We start from the raw sequence: 19,108 nt of genomic DNA, 5'->3' as shown, positions 1-19,108 counted from the left end.
GCGTGTTTTTGTTGGCTACAGGCGGGCGTTGTCAGTCCGAGCGAGTGCTGAGGTGCCGCGCGCAAGCGTTCCGAACAGATCGGGCGCACGAAGGTGATGGGGAAAGCGGCTACTCTGTCCGACAGGCCATCGCGAATCGCAGGGTGTCTTTGATGAAGCTGTCGGGCGGTGCCTTGTAAGGGGTGTTTAGCGCCTTGAGTTGTTCAGGGCTGTAGGCGTTCTCCAGCTTCTCGAAGGTACAGGTGCAGATGGATTTACCCGCGCCGCCCTTGATGCAGCCGGCCATGAACTCGCCCCTCACTTTGGAGTTCTCATCGGAGCACCCGGCAAGTGCCACGATGGCAAATAGCGTTATCACTATGGATTTCATGGGCGGCGTCCTTACCGAAGCACCAGGCTGATACCGAGAAAGGCGCCCAGCACCAGCCCTATGAGCTGTGGGCCCATCAGCCAGAACACCTTTATCCAGATCAACTGGAAAAGGCCTCCGTTGGTGAAAACCGCGTCGGGGTGGGCGAATTTCCTGATCGCGTCGCCAAGCAGGGCGCCTATCAGGCCGAGCACCGACCCGACCACCACCGCCAGGAACTTCATGAAGAAGCCGGCGCCCAGTACCATGGCGGAGTTGTTGAAGGTGACGCCGAGGATCGACAGGACAATGGCTGCAATGCCCCATCCGATAATGGCCGGGTTTAATCCCGGGAAGTCCTGATCGTCCGTGGACTCGTTAGGTGTTTCTTTCGGTTCTTGCATTTCATTACTCCCAGTAAATGGTGGAAAAGCAGGGGTGCACGTCACTACCAGGAAGCGGTGCAACTGTTTTCCGGGTGGTCGAGCGGGCGCAGTATTTGCCCGATGTTTTTAGTGGGTAAGTTGACCGTCTTGCCTTCGGCGTTTATCTGCAGGTTGTTCGCCTTGCGCAGTGCATCCCAGAAGCCTGGGAAGTTGGCTGCGCAGGCACGGCAGTCGGTGAAGAAGGGGTTGCTGTAGTGGATGCCGTCGACGATCACGTCGAAGCCGCCTTCCTGGTCGGATGAGTAGGCTTTTCCGGCAATGTCTGCGTAGGCACTGATATAGCCGTCCTCGTGGTCGGGACAGGAAATGGTCAGAGCATTGTCATTGCTGTCGTCGGCCTGGTATTCGGCGACGCCCTGGCCCCATCCCGAAGTCCACTCATAGGTTCCGGCCCAGGCGGTGTTGGTCAGCGTCCAGGCGAGCGCCAGAGCCAACAAGAGTTTGTCGTTCATGCAGAAGCTTCCTTGTGTTGTGTGCTGTTGTGGCATGCAGAAAGGTCGATAAACAACCTTTTAAGTTGATTGTCGACCTCTGCTGTCCTTCATGTCAACGAGTTGATGCCCAACCATTCGGGTCGACTGGAAGAGGCGTCATCATGAGTAGCGATCAAAAAGATCTGGCGGAAGCGGTAGGCCGTGCCATTGCCAGGCAGCGCATACGTGCTGGGCTGACCCAAGAAGAAGTGGCGGAGCGGTTGGGCGTCGGCAACGAGGCGGTGTCACGCATAGAGCGCGGCATCGTCATTCCCAATATCGCTCGCCTGTTCGATTTCGCCTCGATCTTCGGCTGCGAAGCCACTGAGTTGCTCAGTGAGGCCAGCCCGCGCCCGGATGACCAGGCCAGCCGGATCAGTCGACTGCTGACGCCCCTTGATCAGGCTGACCGGCAATTGCTCGTGGAGATGGTCGAGCGCCTGAGCGAGCGTCTGAGCCAGGATTGAGCGCGCTGTACTGAATCGATTCAGGCATCCGACTGTTCATCGAACTTTGCACCGCAGCGCAGGCACAGGCAGTCGTACTCCATGAACTGGTGTTTCCTGACATCACGGATGAAGTCCTGGGTATCGGCCCAGTTGGAGGCCGCACCCGACACGCCGTCGATCATCAAGTCGAAGGCGCGCTCCAGATGGTTCTCTTTAGGGGGCGTCGCCACGGCCTGAGCGGTGGCGGATTGCTGGATACCGTTCAGGAACCCGCCCAGGGTTCCGATCAGACGGGCTAATGCCTTGGCGGCATCCTTGGAAAGCACGACGGAAGAATTACAGATCAAGCACCGTATGGTCATGGTGGTCGCTCCAGAGGGGATCGAAGGGGGATAGCGCGGAACGTCGCGGGCAGGCGTCGGACGAGCGCCTTTTCGTTCTCAGGCCTGGCGGACGATCTGAACGTCGGCTCGTTTGAGAAGCCAGGCGAACAGGCCGAAGGCCAGAGTGGCGACCAGCAGAACTGGCCAGAAACGCAGCATGAGTACCAGCAGCGCGATAGCCGCCGAGCTACTGGCCAGTACACCTATGAATACGAACAGCAGGCCAATGAAGCGCAATGCGGTCATGGTCGTTCTCCTTACAGATGACCCAGTTGGGCGAGGGATGCGCAGCCTTCGTGGCCGACGATGATGTGATCCAGGGTGCGGGTGCCCACCAGGGCGAGCGCACTCTTCAGGGATCGGGTAAGGGTGAGGTCGGCTTGGCTGGGCTCGGGGTCGCCGGAAGGGTGGTTGTGCACCAGGATCGCGGCAGCCGCGTTGTGTTCCAGGGCGATTTTCACCACTTCCCGCGGATACACGCAGGCTGAATCGAGCGTGCCGCGAAAGACTTCGTGAAAGCCGATGACCCGGTGTTTGCTGTCGAGCAAAAGCAGGGCGAAGATCTCGTGCGGTTGCTGCTGCAGGAGGATCTGCAGGTGGGCGAAGACCTGGGCGGGCTCGGTCAAGGCGCGACCGCGAGCCAGGCGGCTGGTTGCCAGTTGCTGCGCCATGCGCAGGATATCGGCCTCGGTGACGGGCGATTCGACGACATAGCTGCCGGCGATTTCGCCGGCTTTCAACTTGTGGAATTTCATGGAAGGGCTCCTGGAGAGTCATGCGCGTTTGGCGCGCTGGGGCGCGGGTTTGCGTTCGGTGGAGGATGGCGGGGTAGCGTGTCGCTGCGCCTGGGCTTCCAGCTTGGCGGCCAGGGTGGGGCTGGCCGTCGCCGCTGTGTCCGGTTGGCGGGGTGAATCGTCCTGGGGCGGGAAGAACTCTTCGGTGATGGCGCCGCTGTCTTCCACGCTGTCCTCGAAGGCGCCGTTGCCGAGTCCTTGTCGTGCGGCGGCGTCCAGCGCGACCTGGTCGAAACCAGCGGCTTGCCGTTCTTCATCGAGCTGCCTGGCGGCGAGCAACGCCGCTTCCATGCCTATGCCACTTCTGAAGGTGATATCGACGTAGAAGATCGGTGTGCCGTGGCTCTGCCGGGTGGACTTGCCGCGCAGGCGCAGTTCCAGCGGCAGACAGGCCAGCCGGTTGCCGGAAAGGGCTCGGTAGTACAGCAGGCGTGCCGCCAGGGTGCGGATGCTGTTGAAGCCAGTGGTGCGGAACACGAAGCTGCCCAGTGGATCGTCGTCGCCAATCACGACGTTGAGCCGACCGTAGGGTTTACAGGCATTGCCCTTGGCCAGCGAGCAGGCATCCGGCGAGGGGCAGGGCAGTGACTGAATACCGTCCTTGCCCAGGCGCTTGCAGGTCTCGCCGTTGCCGACACACAGCGGGCGCCCGGTCTGCCGGTCGAACAGGGTGTAGTCGGCGCGGAAGTTCAGCTCCGGTTCGTTGAACAGCAGGCGAATCGGGATGCTGCGCAGCTTGTCTCCCTGGGATTTGCGCAGCTCGTCGTTGAGCGGGTGCAGCAGCCATCCATCCTTGCTCTGCACCTGGGAGGTGATGGTGAACTGGTCGTCTTTCTCCGGCAGGCGCTTGCCGTTCTTCTCGACGACCCTGCCGATGGAGATGCGCCCCAGCACGGGCGGGGTGATTGCCAGGCCTTTCAGCATGGTGGTTCTCCTGGAAACGAAAAAAGCCAGCCCAGCAGTGCGAACTGCGGGTGCTGGCCAAGGGGGAGGGAATTGGGAAATCAGTTGATCAGGAAGCGGCGTGAGCCGGGTTTCAGCAGCGGGTATTTCGCCTGGAGATAGGGCTTGTCCTCGAGTAGGCGCACCACATCGAGGGTTACGCTGTCCTTGGCTTTCTTCCAGGTGATGCTGCCGCCGGAGAACGCCGCACGAGTGGCATCGCCCATGGCCTGCTGCAGGCGCTGCTTGAGTTCGGCTTCGCGATTTTCTTTCTCGGCAATCGACTGGCGTACCGCCTTCAATTCCAGGAAGGCTGCTGCCAGGCCAGCATTACCGCTGAGGTCTAGCGTCTGGCCGCTGTCCTGGGGATAGAGGCAACGCAGCGCCAATTCAGCAGAAGCACTGCCATCAGCCGGTGGTGGTGTATCGGTTTCGACGTAGTGCCAGAAACGGCGCTCCAGCTCGATCAGGCGGGCGATCATCTGCTCGTCCCGAACGATGCGATGGATCTCCAGCGTCTGGCCGCCGAGCAGAACCGCCACGTCTGCCGCCTGCTTGCCGGTGACGGCGAGCTGGTGCATCACCTGCAATTGCACGTACTCGGGCACGCCTTCCTGCCAGAGGCGTGCCCCGTTCAGGCCGGCGGTCTTGCATTCGAGGATCTGCACGTCCTCGGCACCGATCACCTCGCGGTCGATATTGGCCAGCATCCAGGGCAACTCGGGATTTGGATGCTGCAGCACGGCGTTGATGCGTCGCACCTTGTTGCCGGTGCGCTTGCTGTAGTGCCAGGCCACGACCGGTTCCAGCACATTGCCCCAGTACATCGGGCTTTCCTCGTCGTGCGGATCGGCCTTCGGCAGTGCGGTGTCGCGACCGGTTTTCTCCATCCATAGTTCGAGCTGCGATTTATAGGGATTTAGGCCAACGGCCGCGCCTGCATCAGAACTGCCGATGCCCTGCTTGCGCACCGCCAACCAGTCTTCGCGGGGCAGTTCCTTAGTACTGATCAGGCGCAGCGCCGGGCGAGTCTTGCCGGTGCTGCTCAACGCAGTCGCTTTCATCGTGTTCACCATGCGGAAATAGAAACGCCCGATCAGCGGCGAGGCTGATCGGGCGTTATGGGGTGGGGAGGGTAGAGGTCAGGCGACCAATTGCAGGGCGGTGTCCAGAGCGCGTTGCTTGATCTGCGCACCCTGGCCAAACCAGGCCGAGTCCAGGCGGTATTCAGTGCTGCGTGCACGCCGCTCGTGGTCGACGAACTCGGTCACGGCGTTGAGCAGTCCCCAGGCGGTACCACGAGCCGACTCCAGGTTCGAGCCACGACCCCGGCCTTCGTACAGTTCCTGCACCTTGCGCAGGGCGCGTTCGTTCGGCAGTACTTCCGGCAGGGCGCCGGTCGGCGAGGTTTCGCACAACACGTTCATGAAGAAGCCCAGGGCCTCATGCCACTGCACCTTGCGTTCGGCCAGCGCACGCATGCGGTACATGAAATCGTCCCATTGCGAGACGGCGATGCCGAGTTGCTTCTTCACCGACAGGGGATCGAAGCGAGTGTTGTGCGGCACCTTGATCGCGCGGCTGGCGCCATCCAGGGCGATGGTCAGGGTATTGTTACACACCACACGCACGGTGGTTGGCGTCGCTGTGGTAGCCAGGGTGCCGTCGCAGGAGGTGGCCAGTAGCAGGTAGCCATTGACCTGGTCGTTGCCTTTGAGCGCTGCACCTTGCCCGGTGCGCGCGAGGGCCCAGAACTTACGACCGCCCTTGAGTACCCCCGCAGTCTCCAGCTCGTAGCCGGAGACCTCGGTCAGATCCCGGTAGAACTCCAGCACGTCATGAGGCTGCACCACCTGGTAGCGCTGCGAGACCACCGACAGCGGCGCCTTGGTGTCGGAGCGGTACAGAACTTTCTGCTCGGGGAACGAGTGGATGGCGCCCAGATGCCCGATAGCGTCCGACTTGAAATGCACAGGGCTTTCGAGAATCCGCCAGTCCATACCGGCTTCGCGTTGCCAGGTCTCGAGGGGTTGTTTTCGTGTGAGTCGATTGCCGAGGCCATGCCAGGGCGTGGAACCGACATAAGCCATTTGCTCGATGAGATGAGCCATCAGAGTCTCCTTGCCAGCAAGGCTGGCCACGCTCGGCTCAACAGCACCGAGCACAAGAATCAGAGTAAAAGGGAAGGCGCTGGGTACGTCGTGTCACAGCAGACGTCAGCTGTCGGAATCGGAAAACACATGGCCGCACGCCTGGCATTCGAAGTTATCGAGCACCCGTGCATCGATCTCCTCACCGAGCCGGGCACCCGCCAGACTGCCCACGGCGCCCCCGGCCAAGCCGCCAAGAATGGCGCCCGCCAGACCGCCCAGCGCGATACCCACCGGCCCGGCGACGGCGCCTATGGCCGCACCGCTGCGTGCACCAACCACCGCATTGGCAGCGCCCGTCGCCGCACCACCCGCAGCGCCAGCAGCCCCGCCCACCTTGCGGGCGATATTGCGTGTTCGGACACGTTCGGAATTGCAGAAAGGACAGTGGATCGACATCGTTCAGACTCCATACGTAGGGAAGGGCTGAAGAGGGCGATAGCTGCCCGTCTTCCCTTAGGTAATACAGGTCTGAAGATTTTTTGAATCGAGTTGGATCACGTGAACCTGGGCGAGTTAGGTGCTTGAAGGTGCTGCTACCGATCAAGTAGGCGTACAAGTAAGCGATCAAGCATCGTAACTTTTAATTTCATTGGGTTTATCGCCCCTCGGGTCGATGAATTCGCTACGAAGGGCTTCGATTTGAGAGGGGTAGATCCAGCGAGAGGCAGATCCTTATCAGTGGTAAAGCCAGTCTCGCAATCCATCTAAATTGCCTACCACGATCTGCTGAGCAATAGCCTTGGTATGCACCTTAGTGGGGTCTATCTGATAGCGCTGCAGCACGTATTGCACCAGCGGGCCGCGGGTCTCGATAACGAGCTGCCCATCTTGCATTCCATAGTCGGCTTCGATGATCGAGCGCTGCTGTGGTTCGAGCCTAGAGTCTGGAGTGATAATGACTGAAACCCGTGTTTCCCAATCATTATCGTGTTCGCGGCCTTGCTCGGATCTGTCGTCCATCAGTTCTGGAGTGTCCCTGAAGCGACTGAGCACAAAGTCCCGGTAGTCACGGTTTTTCTCGCAGTAGGCGCGTACGTGCCAGCGTATGCCTGTGTAGATCAGTGTATGTGGAGCTATCAGGCGCGTTTCGCCCTCAGGGGTGCTAAAGGAAACGTAATCGCACTCCAGGCGCAGGTTATCTCGGCAGGCCTTGAGCAGTGGCCGCAAAACCTCAGGACGTACCGAACGATCCGGTACACCCAGCACCTCGGTATGCGTGTAGGCGAGAGCCAGGCCCTCGATGTGAGGTGCGCGCTCGTGATTCTGGTTCAGCAGATGAAGATAGGCGCTAGCGCTGTCGTCGATGAAAAGCGGTTTGAACTGTTTGCTGGGCACATACCCCTTCAAATGCTTGTCATATTCCAGGTTCTTCGGCGCATGCTCTGCGATGTAGGTATTGATGTCCTTGGAGGCCTGTTGGCGGCTGATTCCAAAGCTCTGCATCAAGTGATTAGTGGTCAGGCGGCCCTCCCACCAAGCTACTGTTTCGATCAGGCGGTAGCGAAGCGCCAAGTCCCAGCGCACGGATTTGATCGATTGCTTGCGTTTCATAGCCACTCCACCTGCGCGAAAAATTTACCTGTACATGTAAACACTCTGGATGCGTCTTTTGAGATTACATATCGTTGATCTGTTGCTCAAGTGAGGTCGCTGCGCAGCCTTCATTTCCGTAGAGCCAGGGTGGCAGTGCTGTCTCTTGCAGAAAGCTTCGTGTTTTCGCCTCTAGAGGGGGGAGCATCTGGTGTTTCGGATGTCGTGCGTCATACACGATTAACAACACCTTGCTCGGACGAAATGTATGCTCTTAGACGCACCTCAATGCCATCTGATTTTGCTGTCCAGTTGTCATCCTCAGGATTGATGTGGCTTGGGCAGAATATCGCGAGATAGGTTGGCTTTGAAATCAGCTAATTAAAGGTCAGTAGGGGCGGAAGAATCCATGCAGTCTGTCACTTACCGAACGGATCTGGGCCCTATAAGTCCGTTTCAGTACCAGCAGGATGTCGAGAAATACGCGGGTAACATCGAGTGCTCAGAGTGCAAGGCCAGCGCCTGGTTCGTCAGAGGTTCATTCAGCGGTGGCCGGGAACGTGTTGCTTGCTTCGCTGCACACCACCTAGAGGGTTGCCAGATCAAAACGGTGGTACTGGTCGTTGATGATGAAGGGGCTGAGCCAGAGGAAGGTACAGACACCACGTGCATCAATGTCGACCTAGATAAGCGTAAGCCCCAAGAAATCTTGGTTCCAGAGCCCAGAGAGCGGCAGCCAGTCGATTCTCCATGGGGCGTGCTACAGCGGAAATACGCAAACGCTGCAGACTACCCGATCAACAAATCACTCCGGCAGATCCTGTCGTGCCTGATCAAGAATCCCGACTACCCAGAGGATGATGTTTCGATCCGGATCACGACTGACGGCGGTCGAGTCGCTTTGGAAGGGGAAGTCCGTAAGTTGCTCTCCCATCAGCGACAGCTTGCTGACATCGACCTAGGGACGGTTCGCTTGTTCTGGGGGTTGGTCACCAACGTCAACCGGAAGGAAGGGGAGACTTGGCTCAACTGTGGTGATTACCGCACCGAACCAAGCCTACTGGTCAGAGATGAACACCTTGAGGCGGATATGCTGAAGGCGTTCCGTCTCAACAGTTTGGATCAGCTTGAGGGCGCCTATTTTCTCGCCATGGGATGGCTTGCCGGCTCAGCACGCAAGCCGATCATCAACTTTGGCTTTGCAAAGTACATCGCCTTCGTCAAGTATCGCGTCAAGCATAACGAAGACGCTTGAGCCCTCGCTGGCCTGCTTCTCCGTCTTCGTGCGTCAGTAGTTGCCTGAGAGTGCCATAGTCCTAGCTACGTCGCAGCACTCCACCACCTGATCGCAGATGGTGCTGCATCAGCCGTAACCGTCCGCCCATCACCCCTTATCGGCAGGCGCCCATTTATGCGGCAGCAGTTCAGCCAAGGCGCTGTTCTTCCGCGTTGGCAAACGCGTCAGTACATCCTTGAGATACGCATACGGATCCTGCCCATTGAGTCCGCCCGACTGGATCAGGCTCCTGTTGGCCTGCCGTTCGATCTCATATAGCCTGCAGCGCGTGTTCGGCCAACGCGCTCTTGTTGGGCCGCATGCAGGTCGAAGAACTTGCGCCGGGCATGGGCCATGCAGCCGATTTCAAGAATGCCCTGGGTGAAGCTGGCCTTGTATCCGGCGAAGTCGTCACACACCAACTTGCCGTTCCAGTTGCCAAGGAAAGTGACTTGCATGCCCGCTCGTTCGCACGGCTGAGGCTGAAGTCGTAGGCCACGGCCTTGAGCGCCGAGAAAGGTATTAGGAAGCGCGCTGGTGATCCTTGAGATAAGGGCGGTGCTGAAGGGGGGCGTTACCCTTAAAATGCATGATGGCAATTTGAAACTGCTCCGGTTAGCCTATCCACTGCTCGTCCTGCGGCGCGGTGGTGATTGTTGCCGCGTCCCTCGTATCTTTGAAACGGATTTCAGCCATGTGGCATGACAATGAGACAGCAATTGATTACCTGAACTTCGGTGTAGTGGCTGATGCATGTGCGAGCATGCTGACGCGAGCAGATGGCGAACCCATTTCCATCGGTGTATCCGGGGGGTGGGGTGCTGGCAAGTCGTCGCTGGTGAAGATGATTGCGTCTCGACTGGAGGCTCTCGGCGAAGCTAAGCCTTTCGAAGATGGCAAGCCAGGTAACACCTTCGTTGTTCTCACCTTCAATCCCTGGCTGTACCAAGATTTTGAGTCTGCTCGCAGTGCTCTGCTTCAGATCGTCGGCGATGAGATTGTTCGGCTTGCCAAAGAGAACCAGACCATCGCGGATAAGGCCGCTGAGCTATGGCGTCGCATCAACCTGCTCAGGATTGCCCAGCTGAGTGGTGAGGCAGCACTGACATTAACAACTGGGATTCCGGTCGGAGCCCTCGGCAAGACGTTCAACACAATTGCTGGCCTCTTCTCCTCTCCGGAAAAGCCGGGCGAGGTAGCGGTAGACGCTGAGGGCATTGCATCGGCGGTCAATGGTTTGCTGAAACCAAGCGAACCTTTCTCCATGCCGGCGCACATCCAGGCCTTCCGAGACACCTTGGAAGAGCTTCTCGCCGAACTCGAAATCACCTTGGTGATTTTTGTCGACGACCTGGATCGATGCCTTCCACAAACCGCAATTTCAACGCTCGAATCTATTCGCCTACTGCTGTTCATTCGCCGTAGCGCATTCGTTGTTGCGGCCGACAACGACTTCATCAAGGCCGCTGTGAAAGTCCATTTTGATGGAGCGGGCATTTCGAGCGACGTAGCAACCAACTACTTTGACAAGCTCATCCAGGTTCCGCTGAACGTTCCACGGCTTGGCCTCAACGAGGCGAAAGCCTACCTAGTGCTACTCCTGCTTGAGCGAGAGGCCAAAGCTGGCACATTCACCAGCGCTCAATTCGAAAGCGCGCTCAAACTCATTCCCGATAGGCTGCGAAACAGCTGGAAAGGCGAGACGATTAACCAAGAGTTTCTCTACGAGCTGGTCGGAACGAATGAAGCATTACGAGGCTTGATGGATCTTGCAGAGGGACTGGCATCACTTCTCCATGGCTCGTCAGCAGTCAATGCCAATCCCCGACTCATGAAGCGCTTCCTAAACACGGTTTATCTGCGCGAGGCCCTTTCTGCGCCGCAGGGGATCAAGCTAGATATCGCAGCATTGGCGAAATGGCACCTTCTTGAGCGCTGTGATGAATCGCTTGCAGAGGCGATTGCTGGCCAAGTCCATTCAGACAATGACGGTAGAGTGCAGGTTCTTGCTGATGCGGAAGGCGTGGCTGCTAGCCAAACCGGATTGCCCGACCCCTTTAAGGACAACCCCTTCACTAGGCAGTGGCTCCAACTGCCTCCAGCACTCGGCACGGAAGATCTCCGCCCATTGCTGCACCTGAGCCGCGACTCAGGTACTCGTGACTTCGGTGATGACAACATGACGCCTGATTCACGCAAGCTTCGTGATGCGCTGAAGACAGCAAGGAGCGGGCATCAATCCCTCACGGATCTTATGAATAAAGTTGGGCCTGATCAGACTGAGCTGGCAATGATCAAGGCGTGGCAGAGCTGCGCCACTGTGCGCAATTGGAAGCGTAACGAAGACACAGTGATGCTCGTCGAGTGCTGCAAGGTATTCCCTCAGCTCGGGAAAAAGGCGGCCAGCCTGTTGGAGCAAGCGCCTCTAAAACTAATCGGCCCCGGCTTTATCCCAACCCTAGGTACCCATAAATGGGCGCTCGAGGTCTTGGAGCGTTGGAAGGGCCTAAACGAGCTATCTGGTCCAACTAAAAGGGCTATTGAGCAGCTAGGGGCGAAGCACTGATGGGCACTTCAACATCCAGCAGTGGCGGCCGTGCAGGCTCTCCTTTTGATCCAGAATGGCTTTCTCCAGATGGAGCGGCCCCCAGTAGTATCGGAGGCGGAGCCGAATCTAGCTCTGACCAGGGGGGAGCTGAGGGAGCTACTGCCGGCGAAGCGCCAGCGACCCCCGAGAATGTTATAGCCCCGGGGCGCCGGTTTGGTCCTGCCCGCTCGCAAATGGGCTCGTACCTCGGAAATGGCCGTCGCGATGATCTTCGGGGCGCGACTAGGAGCATGGTCTCGAAGGGGATGGGGGGAGCAAGCCGTGCTGCTTCGACCATGCGAAGCACCGCCAGAGGAGCCGGGGCCCTAGGTCAGTTTCTGATGGCTGCTCGCGATGGCACTGACCAGCGAGTGACGGACTGGGTAGCGCGTTGCCGATCGACCAATCTTTCCGCTTCTGACTTGGCGCTTGAGGTCCTTAAGGAGGTTTTCTCCGGATCCGGCAGCATTGATGAGGACTCGTTGCGTGACGCCGGCGCAGAGGCGTTAGCCAAGCTCTACGAGAATCATCCGGATATAGACATTTTGGCTCCCACTGATGAGCAGATCGCTGAAGTGATGGGGCTGACAATCGCTATCCAAATCTGCCAGCGCATCGATATGCAGCTCGGGCAGACTTACGAAAAACTCGTGCATGACCCGGCACTGATCCAAGAGCGCCGAGCTGACATAAGGGAATGGGTCTGGGCGGAAGTACGGGTCGTCATGGAGGAGAAGAAAGCTTCGCATGCGGATCCGAAGAGTTTGGCTCAGTCAATCCTCCAATCCGCGTTGCAGGTGTTTGCCGAATGAATAAGGTTCTGTGCTCCAAAGCGGAAAGGATCCCGCAGCAGCTACAAGCAGACGAGCGAGTTTTCTCGTACTTCAAGGGGGCTAGTCGCAATGGCGTCGGCGCAATTGCCAACCGCTGGCATGGGTCATTGAAGAGAACAGGATTCCGTCCATCACCAGCAGTTTGGGACTTCGTTCAGTTTTGTCTTGCGGTCTGCAGCGCTGATCTGGCCAGCCCCCGAAGCACCAGTGCAGATGGGTGGACCCGTACGATCCAGCTCACCGTGGGTCTTTGTGAGCCGCTACGATGGGTTCCTCTAAAGCATCGCCTTGAGGAAATGCTCAAGGTTCTAACTGGCGACTATTGGATCCTCATTTTCAACGATGCAGGAGTTGAGCCGCCTGATGGCGATGGTGCCTATCTCCAAAACGACTGCGTGTCCTTGCTATCAGGTGGGCTCGATAGTCTGATTGGCGGCATCAATTTGGCCGCGGAACAAAGACGTCCTCTGTTCGTTTCCCAGCTTGCGCATAAGGACTCGGCACGGCAGCGGGACTATGCAGGATTGCTTGCGGGCGCTGGCTCGCATTACCAATGGAGCCATGGCATCAGCTTCAAAGGGGCACGTGAGGCTTCGACTCGTGCTCGATCCTTGGCCTTCTATGCGTTTGCCGTGCTTGCCTCGACGAAGATCAATCTGCCCAGGCCGCAAATCTACATCCCTGAAAACGGGTTTATCTGCATCAACCCTCCACTGGTCCCTGGCCGAGTCTCGAGCCTGAGTACGCGCACGACCCACCCGCTTTTCATCGGCACGCTTCAAAGCGTGCTCGATGAGCTCGGGATATCCGTTGAGTTGATACTGCCTTATCGGTTCCAAACCAAAGGAGAGATGATGCGGGGCTGTCTCGATCAGGACAGGTTGAGAGAGTTGGCTTCGGACTCCACAAGCTGCGGGCGCTTCCGGACTTATAATCGCCAGCACTGTGGCCGTTGTGTGCCTTGCCTGATCCGTCGAGCAGCTTTCTTGGCGTGGGGACCGGGAACCGATCAAACCAACTATCGCTTTCCGTCAGTAGTAGGTAGCGATAAGTCAGGCAGCCCTGATGATCCGATGGCAGTGGCTCTGGCTGTACTCGATGCCAAGCAGAGAGGGTTGGATCGATTCCTGGGCGGCACACTGGCCTTTGCGCCTATTGAGGAACGCCCAGACTATCGCCGAGTCCTGCAGCAGGGGCTTGCTGAGCTGGAAGCCGTTCTTGTTCAGGATCAACTGCTTTGATCGACTTCCATTGCCATGTAGATCTCTACCCCAAAGCTAGGGAAGTACATGCTGAGGCTCTGAGCCGCAATGCATTCACGTGGTTAGTAACTACGAGCCCGAAGGCTTTCCAGGCAACGAGCTCGGTGCTTGGTCATCACGAAGCAATGTTGATTAGCCCGGGCCTTCACCCTGAGATTGTCGGTGAGCGCTTCCAAGAATTGGACCTCCTCACAGAGCTGATTGACGGCGCCATTGCTGTGGGTGAAATCGGTTTGGATGGCTCCAAGAGGTATGCCCCCAGCTACCTAAAGCAGAAGCAAGTTTTCGCTACTGCCGTGAAGCGATGCCATGACTTGGGAGGGCGTGCGCTCAGCATCCACTCGAGGCAGGCGGTTTCAGACGTGTTGGCGCTACTCAGTGAGTTCCCTGACCACGGCATCCCGGTGCTGCATTGGTTCACCGGAACGGCATCAGAGCTCAAGGCCGCTGCTGGCCAAGGCTGCTGGTTCAGCATTGGCCCCGCAGCTTTCCATTCCGCGGCTGGGAAGGCGCTAGCCAAGAAGCTTCCGAAGGATAGGGTCCTTCCTGAAAGCGATGGGCCTTTCGCGCAGTTGGAAGGGCGTCCGGTGATGCCCTGGGATTTCGACATTACCGTCAATCTGCTGAGCGAGGCTTGGGCGCTACCACCGCTAGAGGTACGGCATCAGTTGTTGAGCAATGCCAAGGCTCTGCTTAGCCAGATGGGTAGCAAAGCTTCAGCACACATCCCCACCCAATAACTCCAAGTATCTCGGTGCCGAGCTAGACGGCCTGTATTAAGGTGATCCTGATGCTCATGCAAAACCTAAAGTCTCTGCACGAAAGCATGAAAGCTCAGACGAATGCACGCGGAGATGTAATTGAGCTGCAGCGTTTCAGAAGCGTGCAGGGCGCAGCTGTATTTGAGTGCATTTTCTCCACGGGAGAACGGCCTTATAAGCTGTCGCTGACATCGCGTGGAACAGAAAAGCATCCGAAGTCCGAATTCTTTCTGTTTGATGTGTCCGACGAGTACACCATCCCGAATTATTTCCACGGGGATACATATCCGCGGTTGCTAGAGATCCTGAGAACGATGGGGGGATGACGGGAAAGAAGCTCCTTCCTGCGGAGTTTTTGGCGCAGCTTGATGCCAATGTTCCTGTATCAGCCACGGTTCCCGCTATCCCAACCTCTGACTATGTGCTCGCGAACCGCTTGGATTTGACCGATGAGCGTGACAAGCCATATTGGAGTCATTGGTTCAAGCCGCGCAGCAAGGCTGATGGCTCGCCTGGACAGGTATCCTCTGAAAACCAAGAAAAGACAGCGACATTACTTGGCTCCGCAGCTCTGACCTATAGCCGCACTATGCGGATGTCCTCGTGCTGGAGTCCAGTGCCAACAAATAAGAATTGGCGTCAGCCTAGCTAAAGGGCTGCTCACCTGACCTTTATGCTCATTCTCTAAGATGCCACTGCCTGGCTAGCAAGGAGCCGCTATGCCCACCATTCGCAAGCTGATGCTTCAGAACTTTAAGCAGTTTAGGCAGCTGGATCTGGATTTCGATCAGCGCCATAACGTACTGATCGGTGATAACGAGACCGGCAAGAGTTCTGTGCTTCTTGCTCTGGATCTGGCATTAAGCGGCAGTCGAAATCGAGTCGAGAACCTCGGGTTTGAGGCCTTGTTTTGCAAGCCTGTCATCGAGGCGTTTCTTGATGGCCCGCGTGGCATCGACCAACTGCCGACGCTCGTCATCGATGTGTTCCTGGCGGAAGGCCAAGACGAAGGCCTTTACGGCGTTGGCAATCTGGCTTGCCAGGAGACGGATGGCATTCGGCTGGCGATCGAGCCGGTGCAGGACTACGGTGCGGAGATTCGGGCAGTGCTTGCTCAGCCTGGCCGTAATTTTCCATTCGAGTACTACGCCGTTAAGTTCCAGACCTTCGCCCGCAATCTTTATGCGAGCTTCAACCGACCTGCTCGCCATCTCCTGCTAGACAGCTCTCGCATCGACAGCGACTACGCTGCCCGGGAATACACTCGCTCTGTGTTCCACTTCCACGCCCCGGTGGAGGCTCGATATCAGCTGGAAAATGCGTATCGAATGGGGAAGTCGAATTTCAAGGACAACCACTTGGCTGAGCTCAACGGAGGGCTAGACGGCTTTCAGTTTGAGGTTCGCTCAGGCGCTCGCTCAAACCTCGAAACCGACCTGGTAATTTCTGAGGACGGTATTGCTCTGGAGCATCGAGGTAAGGGGCGGCAGTGCTTCATCAAGACGAGCTTTGCTCTCAACACGCGCCGAGCCCAAGCTGGCTTCGATGTCATGCTGCTTGAAGAGCCAGAGAACCATCTAAGCCATACCTTGATGAAGCGTTTGGTCAACGAGCTCTCCAAGAAAGACGGAACTCAACTCTTCATCGCGACCCATAGCAGCCACATCTGCTCTCGCCTTGATCTGCGCAACGCGTTACTGCTCGGGCCAGGTCAGCGTAGTGGAACGCTCAGACAGCTGTCTGACGATACAGCCGCCTTCTTTATGAAGGCCCCTGACAACAATGTTCTTGAGTTCGCCCTGTCCCGCAGGGTGATTCTTGTTGAGGGCGATGCGGAGTTCATCCTCCTCGAGGCCTTTTACACGAAGCTGGCGGGGCGCCTTCCTGCCGAAGATGATGTCCATGTGATTTCCATCGGTGGTACCAGCTTCAAGCGATATTTGGAGCTTGCTGCGCTGTTGAACATCAAGGTTGCAGCGATCAGAGATAACGATGGCAGCTACGAGGAAAACTGCGTTGAGAACTACGCCGACCTAGTGACCGAGCATGCCAGGATCTTTGCTGATGCTGACAACCAGCGCAGTACCTTTGAAATAGGTCTGTATGCCGACAACACGGCCATCTGTGACGAGTTGTTTGCTCCAGGGCGAAGGACCCTGACCCCTCAGCAATACATGCTGGCGAACAAAGCAGAAGCCGCATTTGAGTTGCTGGACAAGAAGGCGGATGAGCTGGTTGCTCCTGGCTACATTGCGGAGGCAATCGCGTGGCTAAGGAGGTGATGTTTGCAGTTGCAGGTTCTGGCAAAACCACGACGCTCATTGAGCGCCTGACCCTAGACCAGCGTGCATTGATCATCACCTACACAGAGAACAACTACGCCCACCTGCAGCGCAGCATCATCCGAAAATTCGGATTTTTACCTCCCAACATCTCCCTGTTTACCTATTTTGGGTTCCTTAACGGCTTCTGCTACAAGCCGCAGTTTGAGCTGGCTTTGGGCACGCGTGGGCTGAGCTTCAGAATGCCGCCGGCTCACACACGGGCATTTGCTCGTACTCGGATGGAGTACTACAAGGACGGCAAGGGGTATCTATTCCACAACCGCCTGGCCAAGCTGCTTCAGGTCAAGGGGACTGTCCCTCGGCTCATTGCTCGAATTGAGCGTTTCTACGACCAGCTTTTTGTCGATGAGGTCCAAGATTTTGCGGGCCACGACTTCGATCTTCTGCTCGCTCTGATGCCCGCCCAGGTGGACATCCTGTTGGTTGGCGATTTCTATCAGCACACTTTCGATACCAGCCGAGATGGCCCCACCAACCGCACATTGCATGACAATATTCAGCGCTACGAGCGCCGTTTTAGTGATGTGGGCGTTCAGGTCGACAAGGAAACCCTGAGCCATAGCTGGCGGTGTGGAACCACGGTGTGTGATTTCATTACGACCCACCTTCAGATCAATATCGGGTCACACAGGCAGGATGAAACGGCGATTGTTCCTGTGATCACTCAGGATCATGCCGACGCCATCCATGCCGACCCGGGGGTGGTGAAGCTCTTCTACCAGGAGAGCTACAAGTACGGATGCCATGCGTTCAATTGGGGCGCGAGCAAAGGCATGGATCACTTTCAGGATGTGTGCGTTGTACTGAGCGACAGAAACTGGAAGCTCTATCTTGGGGGCAGCTTCGAGGCTCTCCCTGCTCAGACGCGCAACAAGCTCTACGTGGCCTGCTCCCGTGCGCGAGGAAACCTCTATTTGGTGCACGAAAAGCACTTCAGGGCTTTTAAGGCCGACTGACCTGAGGCGTGCATGTGCCTTGTGAACTGCGGAGGCTTTAGCGGGTGGCGTTCAATGTCCACTTTTGGCTGTGGTGTGGATTCAACCTGACGCCGCAACACACTAAACCCTCCGTAAACAGGAGGAGTGTTAAGGGATAGGCTTAATTTCTCTTTAATCTAGGTGGACACCTGCTGAGCTCTTCATTTTTCGTTCTCTTTCTGTCCGTGCAGCCTTCTCCATATCGGACTCAGGTAGGTAGAATTTTTCGTTAGTGTCAGGCGTAAGAGACATCGTAAGTACCACTAATAAAAAAATTATGAAAATACCAAAAACAAACTGGATTGAGAGGCTGATCCAGAACCCTGCGATGATGCCCGGTACCGTGGCCGCAGTTTGCGCTAGCGTCAATGCCTGGTCAGTTCCTAGGATCAAGTAGTTAACGGCGAACATAATCACTAAGCCAAAACCAATATTCATGTTGGTTTCGTGGCTGCTTTTTTGTTCGTCCTGTTTTTCGAGTAGCTCAATGATTAACTTGTCTCTCTCAATTAACGCTTCGCGGCGCACGGTGCTCGGGTAGCGAAAGTCATGGTCTCTCTCTTTATTTTTGGTTGGATAGCAATATTTAATCCATGTAGTAACTGCTAGTAACACATGCCGTAAAACAGGAAAGAATAAGGCCATCAGGAATGCAAAAATTCCTAGGAAAACTAGCGCTCCTGCGACACTGACTTCGGGTGCGCTCAAGTGGTCGAACGATTGTAGAAGATTCTTTTTGTAGAAAATCATCAAGCAGGAATCTAACGCCAGCAGAAACGAGATCAACAGCATGAAGTGTCGAAACTCCACTGCTTTATCAACGAAGCTGGTGCTAGTGGTGATGACTTTGCCAATGCTGATGCTGGAGTCGGCCATGAATGTCCTTGGGTGAGAGGGCTAAGTGAGGGGTTATTCATTCAGCTAGGCAGCTGCCAGAGCCGAGCGAGCTTCTCATCGTGACGAGCAATCTCTATGTCTCTATGAATGGTCGGCTTGTCTCTGCATTCGATAGACAGATAAAGAGGTGATTCACGGTATTGCTTGCGTAGAATTCTGAACAGTCTGATCTTCTGGTAGCGAAGGAATTTCCGGCCAATTGAGCCGGGGAAGCTACATAGCCAAGAGGTCGACTTCAGATATTTTTCTAGAGCCTCCCGATCCTTGAAGACCAGTCTAAGAAGACGAACTTGCTGCTGACTGACGCCTGGGGCGATGAGTAGACGATGTGGGTTTAAGTCCAAGCAAACCCCGCGAGGAATTGGAGTGAGTACGTTGTCTCTTGGTTTCAAGGCCGGCTGGCCATACCAGCCGATAACCAGATCTACCCCGCGATCAATGTAAGGATTCCTACCCATGTCAGTATCGCAGTCCCATACATTCATCCCGCCGTCACCGTTAAAAGGGTTATCACTGAACGGTTGGAAATTGCGGTCAAGCACAATGCATAGAGCTTTGCCTATGGATGTTGTATGGCGATAAATTGCTGTAGGGGAGAGGCGAGGCTCAGTTGTGTGCTTGGTTGATATGGTTTGCACAAGAGCGTCCATC

At 56.7% G+C, this 19,108-nt stretch carries 21 protein-coding genes and 1 pseudogene; 9 read left to right on the top strand and 13 right to left on the bottom strand.

From position 1 onward, the window contains the following. Positions 1 to 109: 109 nt before the first annotated feature. The 3 genes from DNK06_RS13300 to DNK06_RS13290 are packed head-to-tail and all read right to left on the bottom strand — an operon-like array spanning position 110 to position 1,247. Positions 110 to 370, bottom strand: a complete 261-nt coding sequence (locus DNK06_RS13300) for a hypothetical protein (RefSeq protein ID WP_131174543.1) — start codon at positions 368 to 370, stop codon at positions 110 to 112. 11 nt (positions 371 to 381) lie between these two features. Beyond that, positions 382 to 753 carry a hypothetical protein gene (locus DNK06_RS13295; protein WP_131174542.1) on the bottom strand — a complete coding sequence of 124 codons (372 nt, stop codon included), beginning with the start codon at positions 751 to 753 and terminating at the stop codon, positions 382 to 384. 44 nt (positions 754 to 797) lie between these two features. Beyond that, positions 798 to 1,247: a hypothetical protein gene (locus tag DNK06_RS13290; protein ID WP_131180484.1), complete on the bottom strand. Its 450-nt coding sequence runs from the start codon at positions 1,245 to 1,247 to the stop codon at positions 798 to 800. Positions 1,248 to 1,387: 140 nt separating this feature from the next. Here DNK06_RS13290 and DNK06_RS13285 point away from each other — a divergent pair, with 140 nt between their 5' ends. Then, positions 1,388 to 1,735: a helix-turn-helix domain-containing protein gene (locus DNK06_RS13285; RefSeq protein ID WP_131180527.1), complete on the top strand. Its 348-nt coding sequence runs from the start codon at positions 1,388 to 1,390 to the stop codon at positions 1,733 to 1,735. Between the two features lie 20 nt (positions 1,736 to 1,755). Here DNK06_RS13285 and DNK06_RS13280 read toward each other — a convergent pair whose 3' ends face one another. The 8 genes from DNK06_RS13280 to DNK06_RS13245 all read right to left on the bottom strand — a co-directional run bounded on the left by DNK06_RS13280 (position 1,756) and on the right by DNK06_RS13245 (position 7,540). Further along, positions 1,756 to 2,079, bottom strand: coding sequence for a hypothetical protein (locus tag DNK06_RS13280; RefSeq protein WP_131174540.1), 324 nt, complete (start codon positions 2,077 to 2,079; stop codon positions 1,756 to 1,758). A gap of 78 nt (positions 2,080 to 2,157) precedes the next feature. Continuing rightward, the gene (locus tag DNK06_RS13275; RefSeq protein WP_131180483.1) at positions 2,158 to 2,346 is read right to left on the bottom strand and encodes a hypothetical protein; all 189 of its coding nucleotides are present in this window, start codon (positions 2,344 to 2,346) and stop codon (positions 2,158 to 2,160) included. An 11-nt stretch (positions 2,347 to 2,357) separates the two neighbouring features. Continuing rightward, positions 2,358 to 2,855 (bottom strand): RadC family protein, encoded by a 498-nt coding sequence (gene radC / locus DNK06_RS13270; protein ID WP_131174538.1) that lies wholly within the window; start codon positions 2,853 to 2,855, stop codon positions 2,358 to 2,360. 18 nt (positions 2,856 to 2,873) lie between these two features. Next, positions 2,874 to 3,818, bottom strand: coding sequence for a recombination directionality factor (locus DNK06_RS13265; RefSeq protein ID WP_131180482.1), 945 nt, complete (start codon positions 3,816 to 3,818; stop codon positions 2,874 to 2,876). Positions 3,819 to 3,898: 80 nt separating this feature from the next. After that, on the bottom strand, positions 3,899 to 4,900 hold the full coding sequence (locus DNK06_RS13260; RefSeq protein ID WP_131180481.1) for a YqaJ viral recombinase family nuclease: 1,002 nt from the start codon (positions 4,898 to 4,900) through the stop codon (positions 3,899 to 3,901). Between the two features lie 78 nt (positions 4,901 to 4,978). Continuing rightward, on the bottom strand, positions 4,979 to 5,947 hold the full coding sequence (locus DNK06_RS13255) for a DUF932 domain-containing protein (protein ID WP_131180480.1): 969 nt from the start codon (positions 5,945 to 5,947) through the stop codon (positions 4,979 to 4,981). A gap of 105 nt (positions 5,948 to 6,052) precedes the next feature. Then, positions 6,053 to 6,385 carry a hypothetical protein gene (locus tag DNK06_RS13250; protein WP_131180479.1) on the bottom strand — a complete coding sequence of 111 codons (333 nt, stop codon included), beginning with the start codon at positions 6,383 to 6,385 and terminating at the stop codon, positions 6,053 to 6,055. A 279-nt stretch (positions 6,386 to 6,664) separates the two neighbouring features. Further along, entirely contained in the window at positions 6,665 to 7,540 is an 876-nt protein-coding gene (locus DNK06_RS13245) for a helix-turn-helix transcriptional regulator (RefSeq protein WP_131180478.1), read from the bottom strand. 388 nt (positions 7,541 to 7,928) lie between these two features. On the opposite strand from DNK06_RS13245, the gene DNK06_RS13240 reads away from it, so the two are divergent. Continuing rightward, positions 7,929 to 8,774 (top strand): hypothetical protein, encoded by an 846-nt coding sequence (locus DNK06_RS13240; protein WP_131180477.1) that lies wholly within the window; start codon positions 7,929 to 7,931, stop codon positions 8,772 to 8,774. Positions 8,775 to 8,903: 129 nt separating this feature from the next. Here DNK06_RS13240 and DNK06_RS13235 read toward each other — a convergent pair. Further along, positions 8,904 to 9,315, bottom strand: a pseudogene (locus tag DNK06_RS13235) (transposase domain-containing protein); the annotation flags it as partial. Between the two features lie 174 nt (positions 9,316 to 9,489). Between DNK06_RS13235 and DNK06_RS13230 the strand changes: the two are divergent. From DNK06_RS13230 to DNK06_RS13200, 7 genes are all read left to right on the top strand, one after another. Then, complete coding sequence (locus DNK06_RS13230) at positions 9,490 to 11,361, top strand: KAP family P-loop NTPase fold protein (RefSeq protein ID WP_131180476.1); 1,872 nt, start codon at positions 9,490 to 9,492, stop codon at positions 11,359 to 11,361. A gap of 362 nt (positions 11,362 to 11,723) precedes the next feature. Continuing rightward, a complete protein-coding gene (locus DNK06_RS25210) occupies positions 11,724 to 12,194 on the top strand; it encodes a hypothetical protein (protein ID WP_207390021.1) in 471 nt (156 codons plus the stop codon). Further along, positions 12,191 to 13,456: a Qat anti-phage system QueC-like protein QatC gene (gene qatC / locus DNK06_RS13220; RefSeq protein ID WP_131180474.1), complete on the top strand. Its 1,266-nt coding sequence runs from the start codon at positions 12,191 to 12,193 to the stop codon at positions 13,454 to 13,456. Before DNK06_RS25210 ends, qatC begins: the two co-directional genes overlap by 4 nt. Then, the gene (qatD, locus tag DNK06_RS13215; protein ID WP_131180473.1) at positions 13,453 to 14,217 is read left to right on the top strand and encodes a Qat anti-phage system TatD family nuclease QatD; all 765 of its coding nucleotides are present in this window, start codon (positions 13,453 to 13,455) and stop codon (positions 14,215 to 14,217) included. The genes qatC and qatD overlap by 4 nt, the downstream gene beginning before the upstream one ends. Positions 14,218 to 14,267: 50 nt before the next feature. Then, the gene (locus DNK06_RS13210; protein WP_131180472.1) at positions 14,268 to 14,564 is read left to right on the top strand and encodes a hypothetical protein; all 297 of its coding nucleotides are present in this window, start codon (positions 14,268 to 14,270) and stop codon (positions 14,562 to 14,564) included. Positions 14,565 to 14,957: 393 nt separating this feature from the next. Further along, positions 14,958 to 16,520 carry an ATP-dependent nuclease gene (locus tag DNK06_RS13205; RefSeq protein ID WP_131180471.1) on the top strand — a complete coding sequence of 521 codons (1,563 nt, stop codon included), beginning with the start codon at positions 14,958 to 14,960 and terminating at the stop codon, positions 16,518 to 16,520. Further along, positions 16,505 to 17,539 (top strand): DEAD/DEAH box helicase, encoded by a 1,035-nt coding sequence (locus DNK06_RS13200; protein WP_131180470.1) that lies wholly within the window; start codon positions 16,505 to 16,507, stop codon positions 17,537 to 17,539. The genes DNK06_RS13205 and DNK06_RS13200 overlap by 16 nt, the downstream gene beginning before the upstream one ends. A gap of 153 nt (positions 17,540 to 17,692) precedes the next feature. Here the strand turns inward: DNK06_RS13200 and DNK06_RS13195 are convergent, their stop codons facing one another. Then, complete coding sequence (locus tag DNK06_RS13195; RefSeq protein WP_131180469.1) at positions 17,693 to 18,436, bottom strand: hypothetical protein; 744 nt, start codon at positions 18,434 to 18,436, stop codon at positions 17,693 to 17,695. Positions 18,437 to 19,108 lie beyond the last annotated feature (672 nt).

The sequence above is a fragment of the Phytopseudomonas daroniae genome (assembly GCF_004327285.1).
GTDB classification, from domain to species: domain Bacteria; phylum Pseudomonadota; class Gammaproteobacteria; order Pseudomonadales; family Pseudomonadaceae; genus Aquipseudomonas; species Aquipseudomonas daroniae.
This window is presented reverse-complemented; position numbering and strand designations above follow the sequence as displayed.